Here is a 26624-nt window from a genome sequence, read left to right on the forward strand (position 1 = left end):
TTTCTTAACCCCTGAAACTGCCAAATCCTGTAAGCAGGCGCAGGGCAACTGCCAGCGCCATCCCGCCCAGTGCCAGCGCCATCACCGCCCGGTCGGCGGCGGAGAGGCGCGACTCGTGCAGGAAGGTGCGTTGAGGGCTGCCCGAAAACGCCCGCGACTGCAGGACCACCTCTAACTGCTGGGAGCGCACCAGCGCCCCCAGAATGAGCGGTACGGCGATGCGCGCGTACACCTGCACCCGTTCCCACGGACGCAGGCGCTCCACTGCCAGCCCGCGCAGGCGCTGGGCTTCGATGATGGTCTGGGCTTCGGCGAAGAGCAGAGGGAAGAAGCGCAGGGTTGCCGAGAAGATGAATGCCAGTGTGTAAGGCACACGCGCCCGCACCATCCCCACCACCACCTGATCCACATCGCTGGTGAAGATGACCAGCGGCACAATCATCACCACACTGAGGGTCTTCAGCACGGTATTTAACCCGTAGAGCAAACCCTCGCGAGTCAGCCCGCCGCCCCCGATGAGGCGCCAGTTTTCGGGAAAACGCAGGAGATAGGTCAACTGTTCCCGCCCCAGCAGGGAACGCACCTGCTCGACATTGAAAAAACCATGAGTGAGCAGGAGCAGAATGAACAGCGGGGTCATCAGCAGGAAGATGACGCGCAGATACGCCCACCGCACCCCGCCCAGCAGACAGGCAAGGAACACCGCCAGCGCCAGTCCTGCCTGCGCCAGCGGGTCTTCCCACACGAACGCAGTCACCGTCACCGCCAGCATCAACACCGCTTTGGAACGAAAATCCAGGCGGTGGAAGAGGGTGCGCTTACCGGTGCTCTGGAAGAGAATGACGCTCATTCCGTTGCCTCCGCAAGCCAGCACTGCGCCACTTCCTGCGGGGTGAGCAGTGGCAGGGGGACCTGCCAGCGCGCTTCCAGCGCCTGCGCCAGTTTGACCGCCTGCGGCTGGGTCAGCGCGGTACGCTCCAGTGCGGCAAGGTTGTGGTAGGCTTCCCGCAGGGGGGCATCTAGCAGGAGATGTCCTTTGTTCATCAGGAGCGCCCGCTCGGCGTAACCCGGCATCAGGTACAGGTGATGGGTGATCACCAGGATGGTTTTGCCCATGCGGTGCAGGTCGCGGGTGATGTCGAGGATGGCGGTGGCTCCCGCCAGATCCTGTCCGGTGGTGGGTTCGTCAAAGATGAGCACCTCTGGCTGAAGCGCCAGCACCGCGGCGATGACCACACGGGCGCGCTCGCCTTTGGGGAGGGAGAAGGGATGCCGCTGGCGCACATCGTTCAGGCGCAGAGCATCCAGGGCTTCATCGGTGCGGCGGCGCACTTCATCGGCGGGGTAGTGCAGATGACGCAGGGCAAAGGCAATTTCGTCTTCGACTGTGCGGTTGAACAACTGCAAATCGGGGTTCTGTCCCACATAGCCGATGCGCCGGGCGGCGTCGGCGGTGGAGAGGGTGCGGGTGTCCTGCCCGGCAAAGTGCACCTCACCGCGGGTGGGTTGAAGCAGGTTGACAAAGTGGCGCACCAGGGTGCTCTTGCCCGCGCCGTTTTGCCCGGCAATCAGCACATACTCTCCAGCGTGAATGTCGAACGAAACCCCGCACAGGGCGTGCGTCCCGTTGGGGTAGATGTGATGCAGGTCGCGTACGGTGATCAGCGCTTCGGCGGAGGGACGGGTTGCCCCGGACGCAGGAATCGCAGGTAGATGGACAGGGCGCGGCAGGTCTTTCAGCCGGTTCAGCCCTTCGGACAGGCGCACCGGCAGGGATGCGCCGGGAGGGAGCAGATGGCGCACCAGCCAGAAGGTCTTTGCTACCTGTGGCGGACGCACGCCGTATTCCTCCAGCAGGGGCACGTTGCCGTAAATCTCCTCCGGTGTGCCTTCTGCTACGATGGCACCCTTTGCCAGCAGGATGAGACGGTGGGCGCTTTCTGCCAGTTCCTCGGCGGCATGCCCGCTGATGACGATGGTCATGCCCATGGTATGGTTGAGTTCGCGCAGGACGGCAAACACATCCTGCGCTCCCTGCGGGTCGAGTTGTGAGACGGGTTCATCCAGCACCAGCAAATCGGGCTGGACTGCCAGGGCGGCGGCAATGGCAAGGCGCTGTTTCTGTCCGCCGGAGAGTTCCGAGGGATGGCGTTTGGGCAGGTTTTCGAGGCGCACCATCTCCAGCACGCGCGGGATGCGGGCGCGGATTTCCTCCGCCGGGACGTTCAGGTTTTCCAGGGCAAAGGCAATTTCGTTCTCCACCGAGGTGGCGATCAACTGCGTTTCGGGGTCTTCCAGTACCATGCCAACATGGCGCGCCAGTTGATGGATGGGGGTGTCCACGGTGTCCAGCCCGGCAACGCGCAGATGTCCAAAAAATCGCCCACCGTAAAATTGCGGGACAATGCCGTTGAGGGTCAGGCAAAAGGTGGTTTTGCCCGCGCCGGTTGCGCCAATCACCCCCAGCAGTTCGCCTTTGCGCACGGTCAGGTTGATTTCCTGCAGGGCAAAATCTGTGCGGTGAGGGTACTGGTACGAGACCTTCTCGAAGTGTGCCAGCGGGGTATGAATGTCCATGCGGGATGATTGTACCAGAAGAAAAAAAGCGGCGGAAACCTCTCCGCCGCTTGAACCGCCATATCTACCTGCGCTTGCTTTTTATCCTCCCCGCAGACCTGTTGAGGGGAGCGAGAGGCGCCTCCTAGTAGGCGGCGTGGGTGGGCTTGACCAGCCCGATGGCGCGCAGACCGGCAATCACGCCGGTGCCAATCACTGCGCCAATGGCGCCGCGGGTGGCAAACTCCACCGGAATGATGGGGATGAGCGTCATCCACACCTCGGCGGGCCAGTTGAACATCAGGTAGGTAATGGCGCCCGCGCAGACGTGCGCCAGACCGTAGGTCATCCATGTGCCGAGGAACAGCCCTGCCGCCAGTTTCAACAGGCTGGTGGAGGCAATCCAGCGTGCAAAGAGGGAGCGGGTAGGAAGCAGGTAGAGAATCAGCGCGCTCCAGTTGACGAAGGTGGTCATCAGCGCGGTGGAGAGCGCCACGCCGTTCTGCAAGCCGCGTCCCACATACACCACGAAGCCCAGCACGCCCAGAACGAAAGGCAACAGCCACCAGCCGCGGCGTTTTCCGCCTGCCGCCATGGCGCCTGCCGCAAAACTGGTGATCAGCGCGCTCATCACCGAGACATACCACACCCGCGTGGTGTGCGGCGCTACGAATACACCGATCAGCGTGCCGATGCCGGAGGAAACCGCCCCGGCGAGAGGACCCAGAATCCAGCCTACCAGACTGTACACCCCCTGACTCATGGGGAAGGACCCGCCCATCCCCAGCACTGCCGAAAAGGGGATGAACGCCAGCACGGTGACCACCGCCGCCAGCACGATGAGATAGGCTACCGGCGCGCCGTCCACACTGGCGCCTCCCAGAAACTGCACCCGGCGTTCCTCGCCGGAAGGTTGAGAAAGGGACATGAACACCTCCAGGTCAGAAAATTTCCTGACGTACCCCCCGCCGTCAGGCTGCGCCCCAATTGTATCGCAAGTCAGGAGAAGGAGAAAAAACAAAAATCACCCGAACAAAGGAGGAAAATGTGTTAACTTTTTTACCAAAAACAGGTACAATAAGACCATCCCCGTTTTTGAACTTTTGATTTTGATGGAGTGAAGCGCACATGAAGAAAACCATTGTACTCATTGGAGCCGGAAGCGCTCAGTTCGGTTATGGCACCATTGGTGACATTTTACAGAGCAAGGTGCTGGAAGGCAGTCACATCGTCCTGCACGATATCAACCCGACCACGATGGGGGTGGTAGAACGCACCGCCCGTCAGTTTATCGAAGAGCACGGTTTACCGTTCACCATCTCGGCGACCACGAACCGCGCCGAAGCCCTGCAGGGAGCGGATTTCATCATCAGTTCCATTGAGGTGGGCGATCGCTTTGAACTGTGGGAACAGGACTGGCGTATCCCTCAGCAGTATGGCATTCGTCAGGTTTATGGCGAGAACGGCGGTCCCGGCGGGCTGTTCCACTCGCTGCGCATCATCCCGCCCATTCTGGAGATCTGCGCCGACGTGATGCGCATCTGCCCCGATGCCTACATGTTCAATTTCTCCAATCCGATGAGCCGCATCTGCACCACTGTGCACCGGGCGTTCCCCGATTTGAAGTTCATCGGTCTGTGCCATGAGATTGGCTCCCTGCGCCGCTTCCTGCCCGAGATTCTGGGCGTGCCCTATGAGGCGCTGGAAGTGCGCGCGGGTGGTTTGAACCACTTCAGCGTGGTGCTTTCGGCAAAGTACAAAGACACCGGCAAGGATGCTTACCCCGATATCCGCGCCAAAGCCCCTGCCTTCTTTGCCAATATGCCCTCGCTCAGCGCCGAGCACAAGTACTTCAAGGAAACCGGCAAATGGCCCGAGACCAAAGAAGACTTTGCCCACGTGGAAACCGAAGCCTGGCCCGAGCGGCGCGTCTTCCAGGTCATTCTGGAGAAGTTCGGGCTGATGCCCATCACCTCCGACAGCCACTTCGGCGAGTACATTCAGTGGGCATACGACGTCACCGATCACCGCGGCATTCTGGACTTCTACCGCTTCTACAAACAGTACCTCTCGCAGGTTCAGCCCAGTATTGAACTGACCCTCAAAGAGCGGGTGGTGCCGATCATCGAGGGCATCCTCACCGATGCGGGCTATGTGGAAGAAGCCGTCAACATTCCCAACAAAGGCTTGATTGATGACCTGCCCGAGTGGATTGCGGTGGAAGTACCCGCCATCGTGGATAAGAACGGTGTGCACGGTATTCCGCTGGGCAAACTGCCCGCCGGTTTCAAGGGCTTGCTGATGAATCAGGTTGCCGTTCACGACCTGACCGCCGAAGCCGTGATTCACAAGTCCAGGGCGCTGGCGCTGCAGGCGCTGATGGTGGATCCGGTGGTGGATATCTACCAGGGTCTGGAAGAACTGCTCGATACGATGATTGAGTATCAGGAAAAGTGGCTGGGCTACCTGAAATAAGCCGCTAGAGCGCGTGTTTGCCATCCCCCCGATGCAGGTCGGGGGGATGATATTTTTCCCGCTTTACGGACACTGGATGAACCCCTGCGCCCAGAGACAGCCGCCGCAGGCGGGGGCATCGTTGCCGTAGCAGTCTTCCTGATTGCTGTCTGCCATCTCGCAACTGTTGCACACAGTACAGGGGGCAAAGTCGAATACCAGCAAACGCCGGCGCAACTGGCGGTAGGCGGGCGCATTCCAGATTTCCAGCAGGGGCTGTTCGCGTACATTGCCGTAAGAGACCGCCTGTACCCGGCGCGCCCGGTCATCCAGATAACTGTGGTGGGAATGCAACAGCGCCAGACAGGGAGCAACCATGCCATCCCAGCGCACCGAGAGCGAGGGTTTTTCCACAAAAGGGCAGGAATTCATGCCCTGGTTGAGTGGTTGACGGGCGAGTGTGACGGATAAGCCTTGTTGAAGCAGGGGCAAAAGGCTTTTGCTCACCGTGGGGGTGAGATCCATGCGCGGAAGGTCAATTTGAGGCGCATATTCCGAGGCGGAGGCTTCGCTGAAATATAAAGAGTGACGGTAGAGCATTTCCTCGCGCATGGCAGGCGTGTAGGGCAATACGTTGGTCACCATCAGGCGATCTGCACCCAGTTCCATACTCAGGCGGAGCAGGTCGGGAAGGTCGGCAATATTGCGCTTCATGGCGACAAAGACGATGCCCAGACGCGGTAAAGATAAACCCTGCAATTGACGCCGTTCTTTCAGGTAGCGTAAGCCCTCCAGCACCTGTGGAAGCGCCGCGCCGAGACGTACATCGGCGTAGTGTTCAGGGGTAGCCCCATCCAGCGAGACCCATAAGCGCTTCAACCCGGCTTGAATCAGACCGTCAATCAGGGCAGGGCGCAGTAAGGTGCCGTTGGTAATTAACTCCACGCTGGCACCCATCTGAGCCGCCTGCAAAATCATTTCTACAATGTGAGGATGGCTAAGCGGTTCGCCAAATCCACCGAAGAAGACGTCGGGGGTGGGCTGCACATCACGCAATCCTTCCAGAATGTGTTCGAAGGTGTCCATGCTCATCCTGCCCGAGGGCTCGTCCCACACGTTGCGCATGCAGGTCACGCAATCCAGGTTGCACAGGTCGGTGGGTTCAATGTACACCCGCTTCAGTGCGTCTGCGGGATGCGAAAGGCGAAAGCCTGTTTCGTCTTCTTCAAGGCGCACCCTGGCTCCGCCGGTAAAACCGTACCGACGGGCAAACCCAACGGGCAACAGCACGTTGCCGCTGGAATCGGTTTTAATGGTTAAGAGATGGCGCTTTTTCATTCAGGAACGATATTCGCGAACCAGATTGTTCATCAGGGTCAGTCAGATTGTGAAAAATCAATCAGGAAAGTGATCAAATCATTTTCCGATTGTTCTTTCCATTCTGTCTCTGTCCACGAAAGGTCTTGAGATGTTAATCTTCTCCTTTAACTGCTCGGGGCGGTGGTAACCTATTGTACTCCTGACTCGCATTTCTCGAGAGCGATTCTTTCCTCAGCCTCTTAAGGGTTACCCTCTCACCACCACGCTGGTGCCCGTATCCTCCCACCAGGTGACCTGATCGAAGGGTACGGCGGGGTGCGTCCAGCGGTAAATCCAGCGGGCGGCGGCGGGCGAGAGGTTGATGCACCCGTGACTGCGCGGTTTGCCAAAGTCGTTGTGCCAGTAGGTGCCGTGGAAAGAGATGCCGCTTTCGGTCAGGTAGCACACCCACGGCACGCCGGGTAAGTCGTAACTGTTGGGCGCTGCCAGATCGCCGGATGCCATATGGCGTGAAGGGCGTTTGCGGTTGGTGATGTAGCGTCCTGCGGGGGTGGAGTAATCGCCGTCAATGAATTTTCCGCCGGTTGCCGCGCGGGTGATGAGCGCGGGTTCATCGTTTTCGTAGGCAATCACCAGTTGATCTTTCAGCCATACTTCGATGCGTTTGGCTTCGGGGGGTACATCTGCCGAGAGCGGAGCGACTTCTTCAGGCTTCAACAGGTGCAGATGCTCGGCGCGGGCGTAATACACCCGCTTGAACTTGTCATCCCACAGCTGGTACCATACGTTGCCCTCGCTGTCCTTCAGCACCTTCTGCACCCAGTGGACGGTGCTGTAGTACAGGCGGTAGCCCGGACGGTCGGGGCGTTTCAGGTCGCGCAGGGTATCGGTGTAGGGTACGGTCACCTCTGCCAGCCAGCCGGTGGGCGGCACCGTTGCCGCGGGCGGGTTGAGGCGCAACTCTACCGGCTGAAGTTTGCCCGAATGGGCAAACCCCTTGCCCTTCAGGTGGTACCATACCCGGTTGTGGGCGGGCTTTTCATCCCCGATGACCACCTCATCCACCTCAAAGACCAGATCGCGCCAGTACACCTGCTGGAGTTTTGCCGAGAAGGACGGGCGGTCGTACACCTCCACGTGATCGTCCACACAGCGCACGCGCTTTACCGCCGTCCCATCGGGAGGGTGGTTGAGACGTTCCCATCGGGTATAGGGGTCAAGGAAGGGCAGGGCGAACAATCCCAGCGCTCCTCTGCTCAGCCAGCGCAGGAACTCGCGCCGGGAGAGGGGGGCAAGGTCGGAAGCAAAGAGCGTGGCAGACATGCGTCAATCGTGGATGTTGACCAGCGTCCCCACCGATGCCCAGTTGTAGAGCCAGCCGGCGTCTTCGGTGCGCAGGTTGACGCACCCATGGCTCATCGGCGTGCCAAAGTTGTTGTGCCAGTAGGTGCCGTGCAAGCCGTAGCCCTTGTAGAAGTACATCACATAGGGCACATCGGGCAGGTAGTAGCCCGGACCGGACATATCGGCGTAGCGGTACTTGACGTAAATGCGGAACTGTCCCTGCACGGTGGGATAGCGCCAGGTGCCGGTGGAGACAATGAAGGAGTTCACCAGGCGGTCGTCCTCGTAGGCGTACAGTTTCTGCTCGGAGAGGTCCACGTCAATCCAGCGTCCTTCCGCTTCAATGGGCGGGGCGGGCTCATCCCGGCGGGGTTCGGGGGTATCGGTCGGTTCCGGCGTGTCGGTAGGATCGGGGGTGTGGGTCGGGGTAGGCGTGGGGGTCTCGGTGGGGGTGGGCGTCGGTGTGGCGGTTGGGGTGGCAGTGGGGGTGTTTGTGGGGGTGAGCGAGGGTTTGATCAGCGCCATGACGGGGCGTTCTGCGGCCGAGGCCCGCCTCCACATATCCCAGCCATTGGTAAACCCCAGGGTGATGACCGCCACAATCACCAGAAAGAGGGCAAATGCCATGCCCTGCACCATCCTCAGCCAGTTCGGTGGGAGGGTAAAGGGGCGTTCCGTCACTGCCCCGGCAGAGGGCAGAATCATCGGGCGGGTTTCTTCCAGATCCAGCGCCGGAAGGGTCAAACCGGGATGCACTGCCAGGGAATAAGTGGCGGGCTGGGCGCGCAGACGGCGGACTGCCCAGTGCATTGCCTGGCGCGCCTGCTGACTGGCGGGGTTGATTTCCAGCGCGCGGCGGATGTACGCCACACTGCCCTGCGGAGATGCCACTGCCGCCAGCGCCAGCCAGGATTGTTCGTCTTCCGGGGCGAGGCGTACCGCCTGCTGTGCCCAGCGGCGCGCCTGCGCGCGGTCTCGCCTCCGCAGGGCGCGGATGGCTTGCTGGACGGCTTCGTGGGCGGCGCGCTCATCCCCGCTGGCGATCATCTCACGGCGCCTCCCCTCCGCCGGGGTTAATGGTTTCATTCCGCAGGTAGCAGAGGATGCCGCGTACCACGCCTTCTGCCACCCGATCGGTCTGATTGACCAGGATATCGCGATCCAGATTCATGAAACCGGTCTCGATGATGGCGGCAGGGGTATTGCCGTTAATTTCGCTGAAGGCGTGGTAATCGGTCATATCGTCAGTGACGCTGCCCGGGTGGTAAGGCAGGTTAACGACGCGCTGATACCGGTCAATCAGGCAGGCGGTCAGCCGTTCGGTCTTTTCGGTCTGCCGGTTGGCTTGCGCCGCCGCCACCTTGAAGCCGGTTGCCTTGTCGTTGATGTACTCACACGAATCGTTGTGGATGGACAACAGCACCAGCCCCTGATAGCCGTTCAGGCGGGTATCGAACTCCTGAAAGAGATCCACCTGAAAACCTTCCTGCATCAGGCGCTGTTTGACCAGCGTGGCAATCTTCAGGTTGATGCTTTCCTCGGTCAGCCCGTCGGGACAGACGGCGCCGGGGTCGTGCCCCCAGTGACCGGCGACAATGCCGATGGGCGGGCGCGGTGAGGGGGTGGGGGTGGGCAGAGTTTGCTGGACACTGCGGGCGGCTTCCAGCAGGCGGTTGATGCGGCTCATGCGCTGAGCGGCAAACAGATTGGAAGCATTCCAGAAGGTAAACACGGTGGCGACCAGCAAAGCCACGCTGAGCACGGTTTGCAGATTGCGCCAGGTGCTCACCTCGGGGCTTTCACGGCGTGGACGGGTGGAACGGGGAGATGAAGATTGGGTGGTCATATCTGTACATCATGGTACCGAAAAAGACAAAAAGAGGCAAGTTTTTTCCTGCCCTTTTCGGCAATTCAGGACGGTGCAAGAACCTTGCCGGTTTTCGGGATCAGGGTTCGTCCTTCAAACGATGGTACACCGCCAGCACTTCCAGAATCCGCTCGCGGTCTTGCGCCGCGGATTGCTGGCGTTCGCGCTGCAGGCGCAGGGCAATGCGGTGGAAGATTTCCCGCTGAATCTCGGCGGGGTTGTACACATCGTCAAATGTGAGCGTAGTATCGCCGACACGGATGTAGACGGTGCCAAAGTTGAGCAACAGCCCGAAAATGCCCAGCCGTTTGTACTCCACCCCGAGGATGTTTCGGATGGGCGCCGCCCGCCGTTCTTCGCTCCCCAGCGGTTTACGGTTGATATCCACCACCTGCTCGTTGGTGATGAGGTATTTATCATTGTGCCAGTCCAGATAGTTGTACAGCCACCATCCCAGTGCCGCCAGCATGAGGATGAAAAGCAAACCCAGCACGCCCGCCAGGGGGAAGTTTGCCAGTTTGCCCTGAAGCGCGTTGATAATAAGAACAATGCCGGCGATAAGCAGAGCCAGAAAGAGCACGCCGGGGATGAATGTGCGCCGGAAAAGGATGAACCAGTGGGTGCGGTACTGAATCATGTCGCCCTGTTCGTAGCGCAGGTGGAACAGATCTGCCAGGAAGGCTTGCAGGCGCGAGGGCTTTGCCGCCGGTTCGGGCGGTTTGGAAGCCGGCGGCGCGGGCGGCTGTGGATGAATCACCCGGCGGCGGATGGTCTCTTCGAGGGCTTTCATCTCCATCTGGCGCAAACTGGATTGCGCCCGTTTGACCTGTTCCTGCACGATCCACTCGACGAACTGCGGCATGCGCACCGCGTTGAAGACAATCGAGCCAAAAAAGGTGCGGATGCGCACATCTCCGTAGCCAAAGATGCGCCCCCAGAAGGTCGTATCCATCTCGGTGGACTGCACCTGATCGTTGGGCGACTCGGTGCGGCTTTCATACAGGAGGATGATGCGTTCCTGGAACACCACCCGCTTGCTGGTGATGATGTAGTAATCGTTTGCCCAGTCGGCGATGAGCCATACCAGAATGCCGGCAAAGATCAGCGCGCTGATAGCGAACAGGATGATCCAGAGCATCTGGGGTAAGGTCAATGCCGTCAACCCCAGCCCGGCAACCACAGGCAATCCCAGCAACGCCAACGGCAGAAGCCTCAGCCACAGGAAGATGGGGTGCTTGCGGCTGATGTAATACACCATTTCCTCGGGGTTCACCCAGGGCAGGGTGGTGCGAAGCATGAGATTGTACGAATCCAGCATCAACTGCAGGCGGGGGATGAGCATCGGGAGGGCATCCACCACGTCGGGGATGTGCCGTCCCGGCAGGCGCAGCAGGGTGACCTCGCTCAATGCCTGCACGGTCACGCGGTGGATTTCACGCGCTACGAACAGATCGTACCCAAAGGCATCGCCCTCGTCCAGAAAGCCCAGATTTTCCTCGGTGCGCGTCTGGCGCGAGGCATGGAGCATTTGCAGGCGTCCTCTGTACACCCAGTAAAAGGCGTTGGCATCGCCCCCCTGTTCAAAGATGATCTCCTCAGGATGAAAGTGGGCTTCCTCAATGCGCTCTGCCAGAAAGAGCAGTTTTTCGGTTTCAATGCCGCGAAACAGCACCAGTTTGGAGAGGAAATCGGCAATCTCTTTGGGCTCCAGCGCCATACATTTAGTATAAATCAAAATGTCGGCAGACCGGGTATTCCTTTTCCTTGAAGCCCGAAAGGGATGCTCTGTTTAAGACCTTTTTGGGTTACCCTTTGCGCGGCAGGCTGACCGGCACCGGTTGTTGCCGGGGTGGGAGCGGCTCATCTTCTTCGTAAAGCGTCAGAGTCATGCCTTCCTGCGCCACCACCGTTCCCGGCAGGATGCGCTCCACCTGTTCCTGGATGAAATCGAGCTGGTCATCGCTGTACTCGGGCGCATGATGGAAAAGCACCAGACGCCCTGCCTGCGCAGCCTGGGCTGCCTGCACTGCAATGCTGATGGTGGAGTGCCCGAAGCCCTGCGTGTTGGGTAAGCCCGGAACCAGCCCCAGATAATGTTCATCGGTGTACTGAGCATCGTGAATCAGCACATCCGCGCCGCGGGCAAAATTCGCCAGCCGGCGGTCGCCGTTGACGTAGCCCTCCGTGTCGGTGGCGTACACCAGCGCGTGGTTGCGCCAGTCAATACGGTAGTGCAGGACTCCCTGCGGGTGGGCATACGAGCGCAGGATGCGAATCAGCACCAGATTCGGGTCGGCGGCGGGGATGGTATCGCTGGCGCTGAAGAGCGCCACACCGCCCACCGACTCGCCGATGAGAATGACATCCGTTTCCCGCACAGTGGCAAAGCCCAGCCAGGCATTCAGTTCTGCCAGACGGATGGGGAAGTAGGGCGGATTCATGACCGTATCCAGCGTCACCTTGGGACTGGAAGCCAGAAAGTCGGGACCGAAGATGTGCAGGCGGGTGGTGGGTAGAAATGCCGGAGCAAAGAAGGGGAATCCCTGCGTGTGGTCGTGGTGCAGATGCGAAAAGAGCAGAACGGCTTCCACCGGTTTGCCGCTGGTGCGCGCGCGGCGCATCAGGTCGCGTCCCAGAGGGATGATGCCCGTCCCGGCGTCCAGAATGATGGTGTAGCCGTTGACCTGTACCTCTACGCAGGGGGTGTTGCCCCCGTAGCGCACGGTTGTTTCTCCCGGCATCGGGTAACTGCCGCGCACACCCCAGAACCGAATGGAAAAAGATCGCTCCGACATCTCTCACCTCCCTCAAAGGCAGTTGAATCGTACTCCGGTTTGCTGGGGGTAAAAAGGAAAAAGTTCTCAGATACGCAGAAATTACCAGCAAATTGCCGCGGGTTTTCCTGAAATCCACCAACCTGACGAAAACCTCCAAAGGGGCAAATGCCGGTATAATCCTTTCAACACCCCATGTTTCTGGAGGCGGCTGTCCGCATGCCTTTGAGCGCTTCTCCCCGTCTGTACCGCATCCTCGTCCTGCCGGTGATTGTAATCCTGTGGCTGGCGACGGCGTTTTTTGCCTATCGCACGTGGGTGCATGGCGCCGATCACCGCGATTTCTATCCCAGGTGGGCAGGGGTGCGCCGCGTGCTGGCGGGCGAAGGGGACCTGTATTCGGCGGAGGCTACCCGTGCAATGCAAATCCAGTTGTACGGTGCGCCTATTCCCGCCGGGCGCGATCAGCAGGGCTTTGCTTATCCCGCCCAACTGGTTGTGCTTCTTCTTCCCTTTGGGCTGATCCCGGATGTGGAAATTGCCACGGCTCTCTGGCAGGGGGCTTCGCTGATTCTGCTGGGGGCGGCTTTCTGGGCTGTGCGGCGTTCGGTCTCCCATCGCCTGCCGCTCTGGATTCTTCTGGCGATGGTGGTGTGGAACTATCCTCTGCTGATGCTCTTTCAGGGGCAAATTACCGCCTTCATTTGCGCCATCCTTGCCGGGGCAGCGGCGCTCTTTACCCGCCGCCGTGATGCCCGGGCAGGGGTTCTGCTGGCGCTGGGGGTGGTTAAGCCGGAATTGATTGCGTTTCCTGCGCTGGCGTTTTTGTTTCCTGTCCTGCGGGAAAAACGCTGGCGTTTCCTGTGGGGGTTGCTGGGAACCAGCCTGCTCCTTTTCCTGGTCAGCGTGGGGCTGACAGGGTGGTGGGTGCCGGACTGGTTGAACAGCGTGAGAGAGTATGCCGGTTATGCCCGTGTGGTGTGGGCGCCGGTTGAGTTGTGGCAGGTGCATCCGCTGGTGGCGCTGGGATTGCTGGCGGGGCTCGCGTGGATGGTATGGCGCAGTCGTTCCACCCTGTGGGGCTTGCTGGGAACGAGCATCCCGGCGGGTATGCTCATCTTTCCGCAGACCCTTTTATGGGGTTTGACTGTGCTCACCATCCCGCTTTTGCTGGCATATCGCCGCGCCGGGCGCTTTGCCGTGTGGCTCATCTGGGTTTTGGGCTGGGTGGCGTTGTTCATTGAGCCGGTGCCAGAGTGGTGGAAGGTGCAGGCGGTGGGTATGCCCCTGCTGACCCTGGGGGCGCTCTGGCTGGCGGGCGTGCCGGAAAAACCATAACGCTGTGGAAACTTGCGCTTCCGCGGACTGCCTTCGGATTTTTGCGCTCCCGGGCATGGGAATGCGCCCCTGTTAGGGTATAATGTGCCTGTTCTTATGGAAGAACTTGTGCGCTATGCGGACTCTCTGTTTGATATTTCTCTATCTGCGCGGCAGATAGAAGCCCTGCGCGTCTATGAGCAGGAATTGCTGGAATGGAACGAGCGCATGAACCTCACCGCCATCCGGGATGTGCCGGGTATCCGCATCAAACATTTTCTGGATTCTTTTTCCTGTGTGCTGGCATGGCGTGACAATCCCCCCGCCAGTTTGATTGATATTGGCACCGGGGCAGGTTTTCCGGGCATTCCGCTGAAGATCCTGTACCCCTCCATGCGCCTGACCCTGGTGGACTCGGTGGGCAAGAAGGTGGATTTTTGCCGCCATGTGGTGCAGAAACTGGGACTGGAAAAGGTGGAAGCCCTGCAAGCCCGCGCTGAGGAATTGGGGCAAAACCCCCGCTACCGGGAAAAGTACGATTGCGCCGTTGCCCGTGCGGTGGCTCAGATGAACATTCTGGCGGAGTATCTTTTGCCGCTGGTGCGGGTGGGGGGCATCATGCTGGCGCAAAAGGGTGATAGTGGACCTTCTGAAACGCATTCCGCCGAAGGGGCAATTCACCTGCTGGGTGGGAATGTGCGCAAATTAATCCCTGTGGAGTTGCCCGGTGTGGTCGAAGACCGTTTTCTGGTGGTGGTGGATAAAGTGGGGGCCACCCCGCCAGGGTATCCACGGCGGGTAGGCGTGCCGGCAAAAAGCCCTCTGGAAGTCAAAAAAGTGGTTTGAGCGTTTACGCGCTTCCTGACAAAAAAACACCTCCCGCATGACATCGTGCGGGAGGTGACTGTTTTTCAGGGCGCTGGCGTTGGCGTCGGCGTGGCGGTGGGCAACGGCGCCGGGGGAGACGCCTCGGCGGGCATGTAAATGATTTCCTCTACATACAGTTTGGCGCTCCGGCAGGAAGGCGGCAGGTTCGCCGAGACCAGATCCCAGGTCAACTGCATGTTGGCTTTGGCGGTGGTCTCAATGGCGCTGGTCAGGCATCCCGGACCGGCATGATAATTGACGAGGGTGAACTGCCACAGGTCCACATAACTGGATGTGCGGTTGGCTTTCTTGCCGGTGACGTTGTAGATGATCTGCCCGACCTGATTACAGTTGGCGATGAGATTTTCGGCAAAAACCCGCACGCTGAACTCTGACTGGTAGGGATCAATGCCGCCGGGGCAGAGCGGACAGGAAGCGTCCACCATGCGCATCAGCGCGCCGCGGAGCAGTTCCTGTTCTTCAAAGGTCAGGTTGGTGTAGCCTTTGCGGCAGACTTCCGGCAAAAGCACCTGCGGGCAGAACTGCTCGTAGAAGAAGGGATTCCACAGCAAAAGGGTATCTGCACCAGCGGGGGTCAGTTGTCCCAGGCCGGCTTCCTGAATGAGGAAGTAAATGCCGGGCCAGAACTGGCTTTCGCGGCTGAAGATGTTCTTCATTAACTGCGCCGGAACGCCGGTTTCCTGCGCCACGTTGAGAATGACCTCGTTGAAGCGGTTTTGCCACTGCACCACCGCGGCATAAGCCACCGAAAGCCCGCAGTTGTTGGCAACCCACTCGTTTTCGGTGGAAAGCCCACCGTTGGCGCATCCGCTGGCATCCACGGCTTTATTTTTGATGAGCATGGCGGCGAGGAAGTACAGCGAGATCTTCGAGTACAGGTGCTCCGGACGCGAAGGGGTGGTCAACCAGTTGGGTAAACTGGCGTAATCGGGAACGATTTCCCAAACGGCGGCACAGCCTCCTCCATCCCCGCGGGTCTGGTAGGTTTGCATGAACTTATAGATGAAAGCAGTGGAAGGGTCTTGCGCGCGACGGGCAATGACCTCTTGCAGGATGGCGGCATTGCGCAAAAGCACGGCAGTGGCATCATCGGGAGGTGCCGCCTGCGGCTGAAGATTCTGACTCTGCGGCGCGGTTTGAGCATCCGACTGTGGGTTTGCCGCGGGGGCAAGATTCTGTACCTCTCCCTGTGGAGCAACAGCAGAGACGTTTTCTGACACAGGGGTGGGCGCCAGCACGGTGATGTGTACGCGCGGCGTTGCCAGGGCAGGTTCGAGCGGCTCTGCCTGAACAGCCTGCGGCTGATGAGTACCCAACGCCAGCAGACTGCTCCCCATCAGTGTCAGGATGAGCATGATCAGGGCTGACTTCCGAATAGACAGCATCTACCCCCCTCTGGATAGAGTATGGATGGGATGTGTCTCTAGTTTAGCATAAACCGAACGTTATGCCAACTTGCAGAATATCACAGATTCATGACATTTTTGTAAAAACGCAGAAAACAAGGCTCTTCCCGCCTTACCCGTAGAGGGTGGCGCACATCATCAGCAACTGCAGTGCCAGGGATTGATCCCCCTGAAGGGTGGCGCAGGCGCGACAGGTCTGCGGGCTGACGTTGCGCGTCATCAGGCGCCATGCCATGTCCTGATCGATTTTCACCACTGCCTGTGGGGCATCGGGTGCGCCGGTGTACAGTCGCCAGCCGCTTGGGCGCCGCACCAGCGACCACTCTCCGCCTGCCTCTCCGGTGATGCGCAGGGTGAGGGCTGTGTTTTGCGGCAGACGCACAATTTGATAGACATCCGGAAGGGCGCGCACCAGTGTGTCGAACACCGGATACAGCCAGCGGCGTTCCACCAGCAGAGGTGCTCCCAGCGCTTCACGGATGTGCTGCTGGTGCGTCCAGCGTTCCACGTAAATGCGCGCCACATCCAGCCACACGGGGATGCTTTTGGCGCCGCTCCACGGCATGGAAAGCACCGCTACCCCGTCGGGCGGCAGGGATCTGTAAAACGTGTACATCTGTTTTTCCACCAGTTCCAGCATATCCACCAGCAGAGCCGGGCTGATGCGCCGTGCCGCCACCACCCATTCGGCGTTCAGACGGTTGATGTGCGCCGCCAGTTCGGCGGCGTTGGTGATGGGCGCATCGGGAAGCCGCGGCGCCATGCGGTCGCGCTTGATGGATAGATCGCGCAGGGCGGTATCCAGCAGATGGGCGGTTACATCCCGCACAGCCCAGCCGGTGCATACCGTTTGCTCCAGCCATTGCGGACGTTTGATGCTCCGCAGCAGGGCAAGCAGTTCGGCGCTCAGCGGGGGGAAGAGTTCGACCAGATAAACAGGCTCAACCGGGGTCAGCATATCTGCGCATCCACCTCGCAGGGATAAAATAAGCATATCACAACTTTTGACCTGTAATCATTTTCCCGGAGAGTTGCCTGACAGAGAACGGGCATTTTTTCAACGTTGAGAAAGGCATGATTGCCCTCTTCCAATCGTTTGACGCCCGTCTCATTTTCAGGTATAGTTATTTGCAGGTATGTCCCAGCCAAACCGAATTCTCGTCATCGAAGACAATCCCGATAATCTGGAACTGGTGCGCTTCCTGCTGGAGCAGGCAGGTTTTCAGGTTATCAGCGCTGTGGATGGTCTGGAAGGGCTGGAAAAAGCGCGCACCCAGCGCCCCGATTTGATTTTGCTGGATATGAGTCTGCCCGAACTGGATGGCTGGCACCTGGCAAAGCAGTTGAAGGATGCTGAACAGACTGCCAGCATTCCCATTATCGCGCTCACTGCCCACACCCTGCCCGGCGACCGCCGCCGCGCGCTGGAAGCCGGTTGCGATGGCTTTATCTCCAAGCCCCTCAACGTGGCGCGCTTTGCCAGTCAGATCGAAGAATACCTGAACAGAAAGACGCAATAACGCGGTGCGGCTCCATTAAACTACGACGCTCCGTGAACAGTTTTTTCACGGAGCGCTTTTTCTCCCCGGAGTGGGAATTTCAATCGACTTTGAGACGGGCAATGGTTACGCCCTCGCCGCCCTCGCGTTCCTCGCCGGGGCTGTGGCTCTTCACATGGGGCGAGGCATCCAGCGCCTGACGGATGACCTGGCGCAGTTTACCGGTGCCTTTGCCGTGGATGATGCGCACGAAAGGCAAACCTGCCAGCACTGCCGATTCAAGGTAGCGCTCCAGCGCATCCAGCGCATCTTCCGCAACCTGACCGCGCAGATCAATCTCCATGCCCGGTGAGGGGTAATAAACACTCACCTCGGCGGGGGTGGCGGCTTTCAGGGTGGTGCGTCCCTTTGTGGTGCGTCTGGCAGGAGGCTCCGTTTCGGCGCTCTCCTTCTGACCCGGCTTTTGCAGGTCGCTGAGGCGGGCGCGTACGCGCAGGTTGCCTACCTGCACTTCGGCGTCTTCCTCGCCCAGTGCGGTGATGACGCCCTGCATGCCCAGCGAGCGCACGCGCACCTTATCTCCGGCGTGGAAAGGATGCTGTGGGGTGGATGCAGTTTCCCCCAGCGGTGCGGCAGAGATCAGCGCGGTGCGGGCGTTTTCCACCAGGGCTTCGCTTTTTTCGCGCAGGGGTTGGAGTGCTTCCAGAGGCTGGCGGGCGCGCATTAATTGACGGCGCACCTCTTCAACTTCACGCCGCAGAGATTCGGCTTCCTGTTCGGCTTCCTCGCGGACTTTTTCCAGCAGGCGCTGGCGTTCTTCCTCAATTTTTTCCAGCCGCTCTGCCAGTTCGGCGCGCAGACGCTCCACCTCGCGCTGTTCTTTCTCGGCGCGTTCGCGGGCGCGGCGGGCAGCATCGCGCTGGCGGTGAATTTCATTGAGCAGATTCTCGGCGCGCAGTTCTTCCGGGTTGATTTCGGCGCGGGCTTTCTCGATGATGACGGGATCCAGACCCAGCCGTGAGGCGATTGCCAGCGCATTGGAGCGCCCCGGCAGTCCCAGCGTCAGATGATAGGTGGGACGCAGAGTATTCAGGTCGAACTCCATGCTGGCATTGATCACTCCCGGCGTGTTGTGGGCAAAGATTTTCAGTTCGGGGTAGTGGGTGGCAATCAGGCAGGGGATGCGCTTTTCCACCATGTAGGCAAGGATGGCGCGTGCCAGGGCGGCTCCTTCCTGCGGATCGGTGCCGGCGCCCAGTTCATCGAACAGCACCAGCGTGCGCGTACTGGCACGCCGCAAAATCCGGCTGATATTTTTGATGTGCCCGCTGAAGGTGGAAAGCGATTGCTCGATGGACTGCTCATCGCCGATATCGGCAAAGATGTTGTCGAACACGCTCAACGCCGACCCGGAACGGGCGGGAATGTGTAAACCCGATTGCGCCATCAACGCCAGCAAGCCTACCGTCTTCAGGGTGACGGTCTTGCCGCCGGTGTTGGGTCCGGTGATGATCACGCAGAAGGTGTCTTCGTCGAGGTCCACGTCGATGGGCACCACCGTTTGCGGATCCAGCAGGGGGTGGCGTGCCTGATAGAGCCGGATGGTGCTGCCGGGGTGATCGGGACGGGCGGGATGGCGGTACTGAACCAGCACCGGTTCACTGGCGCGCAGGTCTTCGGCGTATCGGGCACAGGCAAGGGCAAAATCGAAGCGCGCCAGCGCCTCGGTCAGCGCCGAGAGCGCTTCAAAGTGCGCTCCCACCTGATCGGAGAGTTCTGCCAGAATGCGTCGTTCTTCGTCGCGCACGCGCAGTTGCAGTTCGTGCCATTCGTTGTTCAAATCCACTACCGCCAGCGGTTCTACAAAGAGGGTTGCGCCGGATGAGGATTGGTCGTGAATGATGGAGCGCACCTGACCCTTGAACTCGGCGCGCAGGGGGATGACGTAGCGCCCGTTGCGCTGGGTGATCAGGTTGTCCTGAAGCATGGGGGCAATTCTGGGATCGTTGACCATGTGCTCCAGGCGGGTCATCAGACGGTCAAAGGCGACTTTAACCTCGCGGCGCAGGCGGGCGAGCGTCTCCGAGGCGCTGTCGAGGATTTCGCCGCGGTCGGAGATCACCCGTGAGATGGCTTCAATCAAGCCGGGCGGCGGGGTGAGCGGCGCGGTTATCTCCACCAGCAGGGGGAAGGTGCTTTCCTTGCGTTCCAGACTGCGGGCGATGTTGCGCGCCGAGATGAGCGTGTCCTTGATGGCGAGAAATTCGGCGGGTTCGAGCACCCCATGACGGGCGGCGCGCTCCACCAGCGGACGGATATCGGAGACGCCGCCAACGCTGATCTCGCTGTTCAGGCTGAGCAACAGACGCGCCTCGCTGGTGATTTTTTGCAGACGTCGGGCTTCTTCCAGGCGGGAGGTGGGGCGCAGGTTGCGCGCCATCTGTGCCGAGGCACTGAAGGTGGCATATCCCGCCAGCCGCTCCAGAATTTTGGGGTACTCTAAAGTGTGCAGAGTTTTCTCGTCCATACCGCGAAGAAGTGTACCATATTCCGCGCAGGTTGGAGGGAACAAAAAGACGGAGAGCCGTTCTCCTGCAGGGGGTGCGCAAAGGGTAGAAACGGCTCTCCGTCATAAACTATCTGTTTTATTGTGATAGATTAGCATTTCTTAGATGCCTCTCCCCTCCTTTCTAGAGGATTCCGATACGATGTGTTCAAAACAACCTCTGGTTTATTCGATATAACCACCTCCTTTCCTCAGGTATGATTGGGTTGATTGGGTATTTCTCTCTGGTTATCACCTCCTTTCTGCAATTATCTTACCCGGTAAGTTTTGCTTCTGCTCTCTCAGCAATGTCAGGGGATTCTTTTGGAAATCTCACCTTAATCTCACAAAATTGATTGTTGACCCTGTGCGTAAATCATCTATACTTTAAAAAGCGGGGTATGGTATGGAAAAGATACTGGACCGTATAAAGAATGCATTGCCTCTGGAAAATTTACTCAAATATCTTCAAATCTTCATTTTCTTTTTTTTGTTAATTGTTTTATGTTTTCGAATCGTGTATGACCTTAAAGCGCTTCATCCTACACTCCAGCAAGAGAAAATTTTTACCCCTCCTGTTTTTTCCACTTTAAACATCACAATCCCGCAATTGTTGCCTTTTCCGCTCTGGAAGATGGCGATGGTTTTTCAACTGGTTCCAGATGCTCCTCTTCCTCCGGGCGAGACGATTTCTTTGCAACTTTCTCTGTCATCAGATTCCATTATTTTTCAGGATAAAGAAGGCAATGTCCTGCCGGAAACCCTGACCCTGACGGCTGGAGGAACCTCTCCCCAGAGTAAAGTAGTGGTTTATCCCAGTCTTCTAGCGGGGACTACTCCGGCTGCCCGGCACAGGGTGATCGTAAAGGTCAGGCAGATGAACCGCTGGGGCGAAAAAACTTTTACCGTTGAACTTCCCGCCCCCAATGATGGCTTATGGCGGTTGATTCTTGAGCGGATTTTGGAACTGTCTATTATCGGGCTGATTCTTCAGCAGTTAGGGGTTTTTATCGATCGGGTAGAAAAGGAAAACCGGGAAGGAGAAGCCAAAGCCCGCCAGTTTCTGGACGAAAGTTCTCCCGAGAAAGTGGGTATTCTGGAAGCCATCCACCGCTGGTCGTTAAAACAAAAAGAATGGAAGGACAGAAGCCGGAAAAAATTGCTGGAGGAAAAACGCCAGCAATGGGCAAATCACCCGAATCATCAAAAACGCTATCTGCAATCCCTTGGGAGATTGTCGGATTCGGACGCGGTTCACTCTCTGGACGAAAGTGTGACGTTCTTTAAGGGGGCGAAATGGTTTGGTGAGAACAAATTAGAAATAAATTTATCGGCTTGCCTGAAAGCCTTAAAAGAAATTCTTGAGGAAAGAGTCTCTGAATCAGACTGGAAGGGAAAAGCCGGGCAGGTTTTGGAGGTCTGGGATCACTTTGATCTCCCTTCCCGGGATGTGATTCTGAAAGCGCTCAAACGGCTTGAGCCTCAAATGCTTCAAATGCTTAAACAGGAGCCTTCAGCGCTGGAAGAGCACCTCTTTAAGACGCCAAATCGCCGCCGGCTTATTCTATTCCTATCCGAAGAGATGCAGGGAAAATTAAAAGCCTATATCCCAGAGATCAAGACGACTCTTGAGGCGATTCCTGAGCCAGAAGACCCCCCAGCGATTAAAGAGTTTTTGAGCCAGCAGTATGGAATTCGCCGCAATCCCTTTGGGGTCGTTTACACCCTGGTAGACCCTCTGGTCTGGAAGACGGCTCTGTTATTACCTCCCAGTGCTGAAGAATGGCTTTTTTCCGGTTCTCCCTGCATATTTCTTCTTCAGGATTTCGAGGATGGCGAGGCTGTCGTGCAGTACACTGCGTATCAACGAATGAACGGGAAAAAGCCCGATGAGTTTGTCCTGTGTGCGCAGTTAAAACCGTCTCGGGACCTTTCCCTCTCGCCGCTTCAACAGGTTACCAGTTCAGTGGCAGAGATCTGGATGGATCTGCTAACGGCAAGTCCATGGACTGCGCTCGATCTACCGCCAGCCCGGCGCGCCCTGCTCGGCAGACTGCTGGTCTGGCGCATGGGAGATGCCTCGGCGCTTCGCCTGCACCTGACGTACAGGCAAGGGGAAGGTCAAAATAAGGATGCCATAGAGGTTTTCTTGGATGAAATCGAAAAGCAAATTGAAAATGGCTGGGAAAATCCTCCTGCGAGGGAATTGTTGATAGAGGGGTGCGCTCTGCGTCCCGTTCAGGTGAAATCTACCTGGTTGCTCCTGCAGGATACTACCTTTCCTGAACAGGATCCCTTGCTTACCCGGTGGTGGCAGGTCTTTTCCAGCCTTGTACCGGAGTTGCTTGCCAGGAATATCGTTCCTAAGGTCTTCACTTGTTTTAATGATTTAACCATAAATGGATTCGACAAAATGGCTTTGCAATGGAGTGAGGATGAACTGGAGAGACATTTGCAAAATCGTTTTGCTGCGGTGGGTGGGCAAGATTTCAGCCAGTTATTCAGTCCATATGAATCTCAGGAGGCAAGTGAAGCGTTTTTCAAAGCCTGTAAGGGTTCTTATGCCCGCATGCTCAGGCTGGGACAGGCGTTGATTCAACACCATGTCCGTCAATTCCCGACACAGAAGGAGATTTCCCTTGACGAATTGCGTGAGGTGATTGCCAACCCATGACCACGCAAATTTCTCTGGAAGACCTCTTTACCCTCTTGCGCGCTGAACAGGAAGGCGAGTGGCTGGAGCGATTCTTTGTGCCGCCCGAGGGAATCGAACGGGTTCGGGGAATGCAGTCGGTTCTTCTGGTGGGTGCAGACGGTTCTGGAAAAAGTGCGCTCATGGAGGTTTTGATCCGGCAGTCCTTGCCCAGCCCGGCAGGTCCTCTCATTGTGCGGTGGCGTCCCATGCCGATTTCCAATCCTGACCCTCTTCTATCCATCCGGCAGTTCCGCGAAGAAGTGTTCCGGGAACTGGGCGTCGCCACGCTGGAGTGGGCGGGTCGTTTTCCCCAGCGGGTGCAACGAACACCTCAGTGGGCACAGCATGTCTGGATTGTCTGTGTGGAGGCATTTGTCCCGTCCATAGAGCAGGAACGACTGATGGACAGGTATCCTGCTCTGCGGGAAGTATTTACCCGTGTGCGCACGACTCAGGAAAGCGTTCGATCAGCATTTGCCCCCGACTGCTCCGTGGAGACCCTGCGCTCCTGGGTTCAGGCGATGCGCGAGATGGGATGTCTGGGTGTCTGGGTGGTTGTGGAAGGACTGGAGATGTGGGAAAGCCCGGAAAGCGACGTCTTAAAGGAGCAGTTAAGGCATGTATTGAGTTCGATGGTGTGGTTTGAACAACTTGATTTTGCCATCAAAATTCTCATTCCTGCGCGCTTGTCTGCGTCGCTCCTTTCTACAGTGAAACTCCAGAACAGACGGATACAACCGGTGGCGCTTACCTGGTCAGTCAATGCCCTGAAGGAAATTGTGGAGCGCCGTTTACGCTTTCTTACCGGGAAACAGGATTCCACTCTGGAAACGCTGATACAGGATGGACTGTTGCTGGAATGGTTGAAACGGTATGGCGGAATGGTTCCGCGCGGCTGGCTTGATCTGGCTTATCCCTTTGTCAAAGCCTATCTGGAGAAAAAAGCCCCTCTCTGTATCTCTGAGGCGGAAGATATTTTTCGCACACATCCACCCCGCCTGCAACTGGATGTGGAGCGCAAACAGGTCATTCTGGGGTATTCTATCTGGGAAGTTTCGCCGCAGTCTTATGATCTCCTGGAATTTCTCTACCATCAGCCGGATTTTTCCTGCACTAAGGAAGAATTGTATTACAAAGCCCTCCGCCGCCTGCCGAACATTCCCCAAAAAGATATGGAGGGATGGGAAGCGCCTTCCACATGGTGGGGGGTCATGGATACCGCCCTGTGGCGTCTGCGCAAGGATCTCGAATGGGATCCCAGAAACCCTCTCTATGTGCTCAGCGAACGCCGTAAGGGAGTTGTACGCTTAAACGGGGTTTGGTGAGATATATGTGAGATAGATATGAGAGAGTTGCTAGACTTCCCTGAGACAGACATAAGGTATAAAAAGGGTAGAGAAGGCATAATCCTAATATCTTTCCACGTCTTGGAGAGAAATTTGTAAGATAACAGAAAGGAAATGGTTAGAAAAAATGTTCTATGAAAAAACCGTGGGTGGAGGACTGGGGTTTTGCGTTTGATCCCTTCGAGCATCTGGAAGCCTCGCAGGACGCCAATCTACACCGTTACCTGGTTGGGCACCGCGACTGGTCTGCCGTGTTCGACAGGCAGCCCCATCTGGTCTTTTCCCCGCCAGGGGGTGGCAAAACTGCGCTCCGCCTCTATCTTTACCGCACTTGCTGGACGGGTGGGCAGGGGCAGCGTCCCTTTGCCCTGCATTATTCCCTCCCGGATTGCTGGGAGAACAGCGCGCTTTCTTTTTTGAGCACCCTTTCCGCCCCGGAACTGCTCCACCGTCACCTGGCGCAGATCGTGCGTGCAGGAGCCAGATCTCTGTTCTTTGGGCTCGCTTACTTTCCCCTGCTCTTCCTGAACCGTTGTTCCCCTTCCTGGCGCGCTTTGCTGGCGGCGTTCATTATCCGCGCCGCCCCGGAAACCCGCTGGTATCTTGAAGTGATTCGGGAGACCAGAAACCCCAATACAGCCGCTGTGCAGGCAGGCAATGCCTACATGCTCAATCATCAGCCGGATTTTGCCCTTCTGGAAGTTTTTCTGAGAGAATGGGAAAAAGCCCTGCCGAAGTCAGACAGCCTTGCTCCTCTGGATTCTCCGCTCGAAGCCCTGAAACAGGAACTTTTTTTGATTCAGGAGGTGCTGGGTTTTCCCGGAGTATTCCTCCTGCTGGACGGTATTGACGGCATGCTGGAATATACCGAAGCGCATGCTTTGAAGATCCTCTCTCCTCTGATTGAGCAGGCGGATATCTGGGCTGAACGGGGAATTTTCTTGAAAGCCTTCCTGCCGAAAGAACTTTTGGACATGCGGGACGCGGCTCTTCAGGAGGTCTCCCGCCGCTATCCCCCTGTTTTCATTTCCTGGCAACCCAACGACCTGGTGGAATTAATTCGGGCGCGAATTCGGGTTGCCACAGGAGGAACCTTTGACTCTTTTGCCTCGGTCTCGGCTCCTCCGTTGTGCTATGAAGACGTCGAACACACGCTGATCTCGCACCTTCCTCAAGCCCGCCTGTTGCCGCGGGAAGCATTGACTCTGGTGCGGGAATTACTGGACTGTTATACCCGAAGAATGCTGCAGGAGTTTCACCCTCTCAAGCGCCTTGAACCGGAGGACCTTGACCTGGCAGTCAGGTGCTATCGGGAAGGCGAATGCTTATCAATCAACCCGGCAGTCCAATCGGGGCGTGGAGGATGGAAATGATGAACTATCAACCAGAGAATTTTGCAGACCGCATAGAGCAAATTGCCCTTGTGGAGAACATGCTCACCTCATTCGGGAGAGGGGGAAGTCGGGTGATTCTGGTAGAGGGGGAGCGCGGGCTGGGAAAAACCTGGCTGGCGCTGCACATGCACCGTACCATTTTATCTCAAAAAGAGCGGGTGAAATCCCTGCTGATTCTGATGATGTCGCCCCCGGAGATCACCACCGCTCCTGGAGAGTATCACCTTCCTTCTCTGGCAAGCCAGAAGTCGGAGAGCCGGGAGATTCAACAACAAATTCAAGATCTTCTTGAGTGGATGGCGAACGAACTTAAGGTGAGTTTGCCTCCCAATCCGGTATTGGATGAAATCTGCGATCGGATTATTCAGAAAATCAAATCAGATGAGTTTACCCGTTACTGGCTTTTGCTGGATTCGGTGTACGAGAGCCCGTGGGAGTTTGTGGAAGCCTTTGAGACGGTTTTCCTGATGCGCTTCCTGGCGTTGCCCAATGCCTTTTTATGGGCGAGCGGGCGTGGGAAGCCTTATCCGTGGAAAACCCCTGAAGCCACGCGTGCGCAAATCTGCCCTCTTGAGCCATTTAACGAGGACGGTCTTAAAGAACAGTTGCAAAAGATGGGATTTACGGGGACTGAACTGGAGGAGCGCCTTGAGTGGGTAAAGGAACTTGGCGCTGGAATTCCGTTGCTCACCCACACGTTGGTTCAAGAAACAGAAAAAAATCAGGCTCTGGAAAAAGCCGTGCAGGTTTTGCTGGAATTTCTTCCGGGGGAAAAACGCCAGGAGATAAGATCTTACCTTGAACCTTTGAGTGTGCTGGATGGTTTTCGCGAGGAGGAGATGGCGTATCTGTTGAAAGGGGATGAGGATTCTGTCTCCCTTCCCCTCCCGAAAGTGCGGACAATTCGTGATGCATTGCTGCAGGTTTTCCTGATCCGCTGGGAAAATAGCAGGTTTGTTCTGGACCGCCCCCTTCAGAAAGTGTTACAGGAGTACCTGAGGGTGTGCAAGCCAGAACAATGGGAAATGTGGAACCGGAGGATGATCAAGTATTTTGAAGAACAGATGTCTTCCCCAGCATTCAGAAAATATGAGAATTTCCTGAAAAAGAAGATTGAATATCACCGCCATCTTCTGGGTGGCAATGAAAACACCCCGATTGCAACGGCGACCTCTGTTCCAGGGCAGGGTATTCTCTAATTCGGTAAACGGTGGGCAGG

The 26624-nt window shown here is 57.7% G+C and carries 20 protein-coding genes; 8 read left to right on the forward strand and 12 right to left on the reverse strand.

The genetic code is table 11. The features are described from left to right. Positions 1-4 precede the first annotated feature (4 nt). The 3 genes from LHF31_RS08355 to LHF31_RS08365 all read right to left on the reverse strand — a co-directional run bounded on the left by LHF31_RS08355 (position 5) and on the right by LHF31_RS08365 (position 3484). A complete protein-coding gene (locus LHF31_RS08355; protein ID WP_298007861.1) occupies positions 5-850 on the reverse strand; it encodes an energy-coupling factor transporter transmembrane protein EcfT in 846 nt (281 codons plus the stop codon). Further along, the gene (locus LHF31_RS08360; RefSeq protein ID WP_298007863.1) at positions 847-2577 is read right to left on the reverse strand and encodes an ABC transporter ATP-binding protein; all 1731 of its coding nucleotides are present in this window, start codon (positions 2575-2577) and stop codon (positions 847-849) included. The genes LHF31_RS08355 and LHF31_RS08360 overlap by 4 nt, the downstream gene beginning before the upstream one ends. 124 nt (positions 2578-2701) lie before the next feature. Further along, entirely contained in the window at positions 2702-3484 is a 783-nt protein-coding gene (locus LHF31_RS08365) for a hypothetical protein (RefSeq protein WP_298007865.1), read from the reverse strand. Positions 3485-3684: 200 nt separating this feature from the next. Between LHF31_RS08365 and LHF31_RS08370 the strand changes: the two genes are divergently transcribed. Further along, a complete protein-coding gene (locus LHF31_RS08370; RefSeq protein WP_303774111.1) occupies positions 3685-5031 on the forward strand; it encodes an alpha-glucosidase in 1347 nt (448 codons plus the stop codon). A 63-nt stretch (positions 5032-5094) separates the two neighbouring features. Here LHF31_RS08370 and LHF31_RS08375 read toward each other — a convergent pair whose 3' ends face one another. The 6 genes from LHF31_RS08375 to LHF31_RS08400 all read right to left on the reverse strand — a co-directional run bounded on the left by LHF31_RS08375 (position 5095) and on the right by LHF31_RS08400 (position 12336). Then, positions 5095-6348 carry a radical SAM protein gene (locus LHF31_RS08375; RefSeq protein ID WP_298009307.1) on the reverse strand — a complete coding sequence of 418 codons (1254 nt, stop codon included), beginning with the start codon at positions 6346-6348 and terminating at the stop codon, positions 5095-5097. A 228-nt stretch (positions 6349-6576) separates the two neighbouring features. After that, positions 6577-7653: a L,D-transpeptidase gene (locus LHF31_RS08380; RefSeq protein WP_303774114.1), complete on the reverse strand. Its 1077-nt coding sequence runs from the start codon at positions 7651-7653 to the stop codon at positions 6577-6579. Between the two features lie 3 nt (positions 7654-7656). Then, positions 7657-8721 (reverse strand): L,D-transpeptidase, encoded by a 1065-nt coding sequence (locus LHF31_RS08385; RefSeq protein WP_298004496.1) that lies wholly within the window; start codon positions 8719-8721, stop codon positions 7657-7659. Position 8722: 1 nt separating this feature from the next. Then, on the reverse strand, positions 8723-9520 hold the full coding sequence (locus LHF31_RS08390) for an N-acetylmuramoyl-L-alanine amidase (RefSeq protein WP_298004499.1): 798 nt from the start codon (positions 9518-9520) through the stop codon (positions 8723-8725). Positions 9521-9620: 100 nt separating this feature from the next. Beyond that, positions 9621-11258: a cyclic nucleotide-binding domain-containing protein gene (locus LHF31_RS08395; RefSeq protein ID WP_298004502.1), complete on the reverse strand. Its 1638-nt coding sequence runs from the start codon at positions 11256-11258 to the stop codon at positions 9621-9623. A gap of 88 nt (positions 11259-11346) precedes the next feature. Next, positions 11347-12336 carry an MBL fold metallo-hydrolase gene (locus LHF31_RS08400; protein ID WP_298004505.1) on the reverse strand — a complete coding sequence of 330 codons (990 nt, stop codon included), beginning with the start codon at positions 12334-12336 and terminating at the stop codon, positions 11347-11349. A 198-nt stretch (positions 12337-12534) separates the two neighbouring features. On the opposite strand from LHF31_RS08400, the gene LHF31_RS08405 reads away from it, so the two are divergent. After that, on the forward strand, positions 12535-13653 hold the full coding sequence (locus LHF31_RS08405) for a glycosyltransferase family 87 protein (RefSeq protein WP_298004509.1): 1119 nt from the start codon (positions 12535-12537) through the stop codon (positions 13651-13653). Between the two features lie 96 nt (positions 13654-13749). Then, positions 13750-14478, forward strand: a complete 729-nt coding sequence (gene rsmG, locus LHF31_RS08410; protein WP_298004514.1) for a 16S rRNA (guanine(527)-N(7))-methyltransferase RsmG — start codon at positions 13750-13752, stop codon at positions 14476-14478. A 65-nt stretch (positions 14479-14543) separates the two neighbouring features. Here rsmG and LHF31_RS08415 read toward each other — a convergent pair whose 3' ends face one another. Both LHF31_RS08415 and LHF31_RS08420 read right to left on the reverse strand, forming a co-directional pair. After that, complete coding sequence (locus LHF31_RS08415) at positions 14544-15905, reverse strand: hypothetical protein (RefSeq protein WP_303774117.1); 1362 nt, start codon at positions 15903-15905, stop codon at positions 14544-14546. A gap of 133 nt (positions 15906-16038) precedes the next feature. Beyond that, positions 16039-16884 (reverse strand): maleylpyruvate isomerase family mycothiol-dependent enzyme, encoded by an 846-nt coding sequence (locus LHF31_RS08420; protein ID WP_298003738.1) that lies wholly within the window; start codon positions 16882-16884, stop codon positions 16039-16041. Between the two features lie 178 nt (positions 16885-17062). On the opposite strand from LHF31_RS08420, the gene LHF31_RS08425 reads away from it, so the two are divergent. After that, a complete protein-coding gene (locus LHF31_RS08425; protein ID WP_298003735.1) occupies positions 17063-17446 on the forward strand; it encodes a response regulator in 384 nt (127 codons plus the stop codon). Between the two features lie 79 nt (positions 17447-17525). On the opposite strand, the gene LHF31_RS08430 is transcribed toward LHF31_RS08425, so the two are convergent. Further along, positions 17526-19952 (reverse strand): endonuclease MutS2, encoded by a 2427-nt coding sequence (locus tag LHF31_RS08430; RefSeq protein ID WP_303774119.1) that lies wholly within the window; start codon positions 19950-19952, stop codon positions 17526-17528. Between the two features lie 658 nt (positions 19953-20610). On the opposite strand from LHF31_RS08430, the gene LHF31_RS08435 reads away from it, so the two are divergent. From LHF31_RS08435 to LHF31_RS08450, 4 genes are all read left to right on the forward strand, one after another. Next, a complete protein-coding gene (locus LHF31_RS08435; RefSeq protein ID WP_298005560.1) occupies positions 20611-22644 on the forward strand; it encodes a hypothetical protein in 2034 nt (677 codons plus the stop codon). Further along, positions 22641-23990 (forward strand): hypothetical protein, encoded by a 1350-nt coding sequence (locus LHF31_RS08440; RefSeq protein ID WP_298005563.1) that lies wholly within the window; start codon positions 22641-22643, stop codon positions 23988-23990. The genes LHF31_RS08435 and LHF31_RS08440 overlap by 4 nt, the downstream gene beginning before the upstream one ends. Positions 23991-24145: 155 nt before the next feature. Beyond that, on the forward strand, positions 24146-25384 hold the full coding sequence (locus LHF31_RS08445) for a hypothetical protein (RefSeq protein WP_298005567.1): 1239 nt from the start codon (positions 24146-24148) through the stop codon (positions 25382-25384). Further along, positions 25381-26604: a hypothetical protein gene (locus LHF31_RS08450; protein ID WP_298005570.1), complete on the forward strand. Its 1224-nt coding sequence runs from the start codon at positions 25381-25383 to the stop codon at positions 26602-26604. The genes LHF31_RS08445 and LHF31_RS08450 overlap by 4 nt, the downstream gene beginning before the upstream one ends. Positions 26605-26624 lie beyond the last annotated feature (20 nt).

The sequence above is a fragment of the Anaerolinea thermophila genome (assembly GCF_020723905.1).
Lineage (GTDB): Bacteria > Chloroflexota > Anaerolineae > Anaerolineales > Anaerolineaceae > Anaerolinea > Anaerolinea thermophila_A.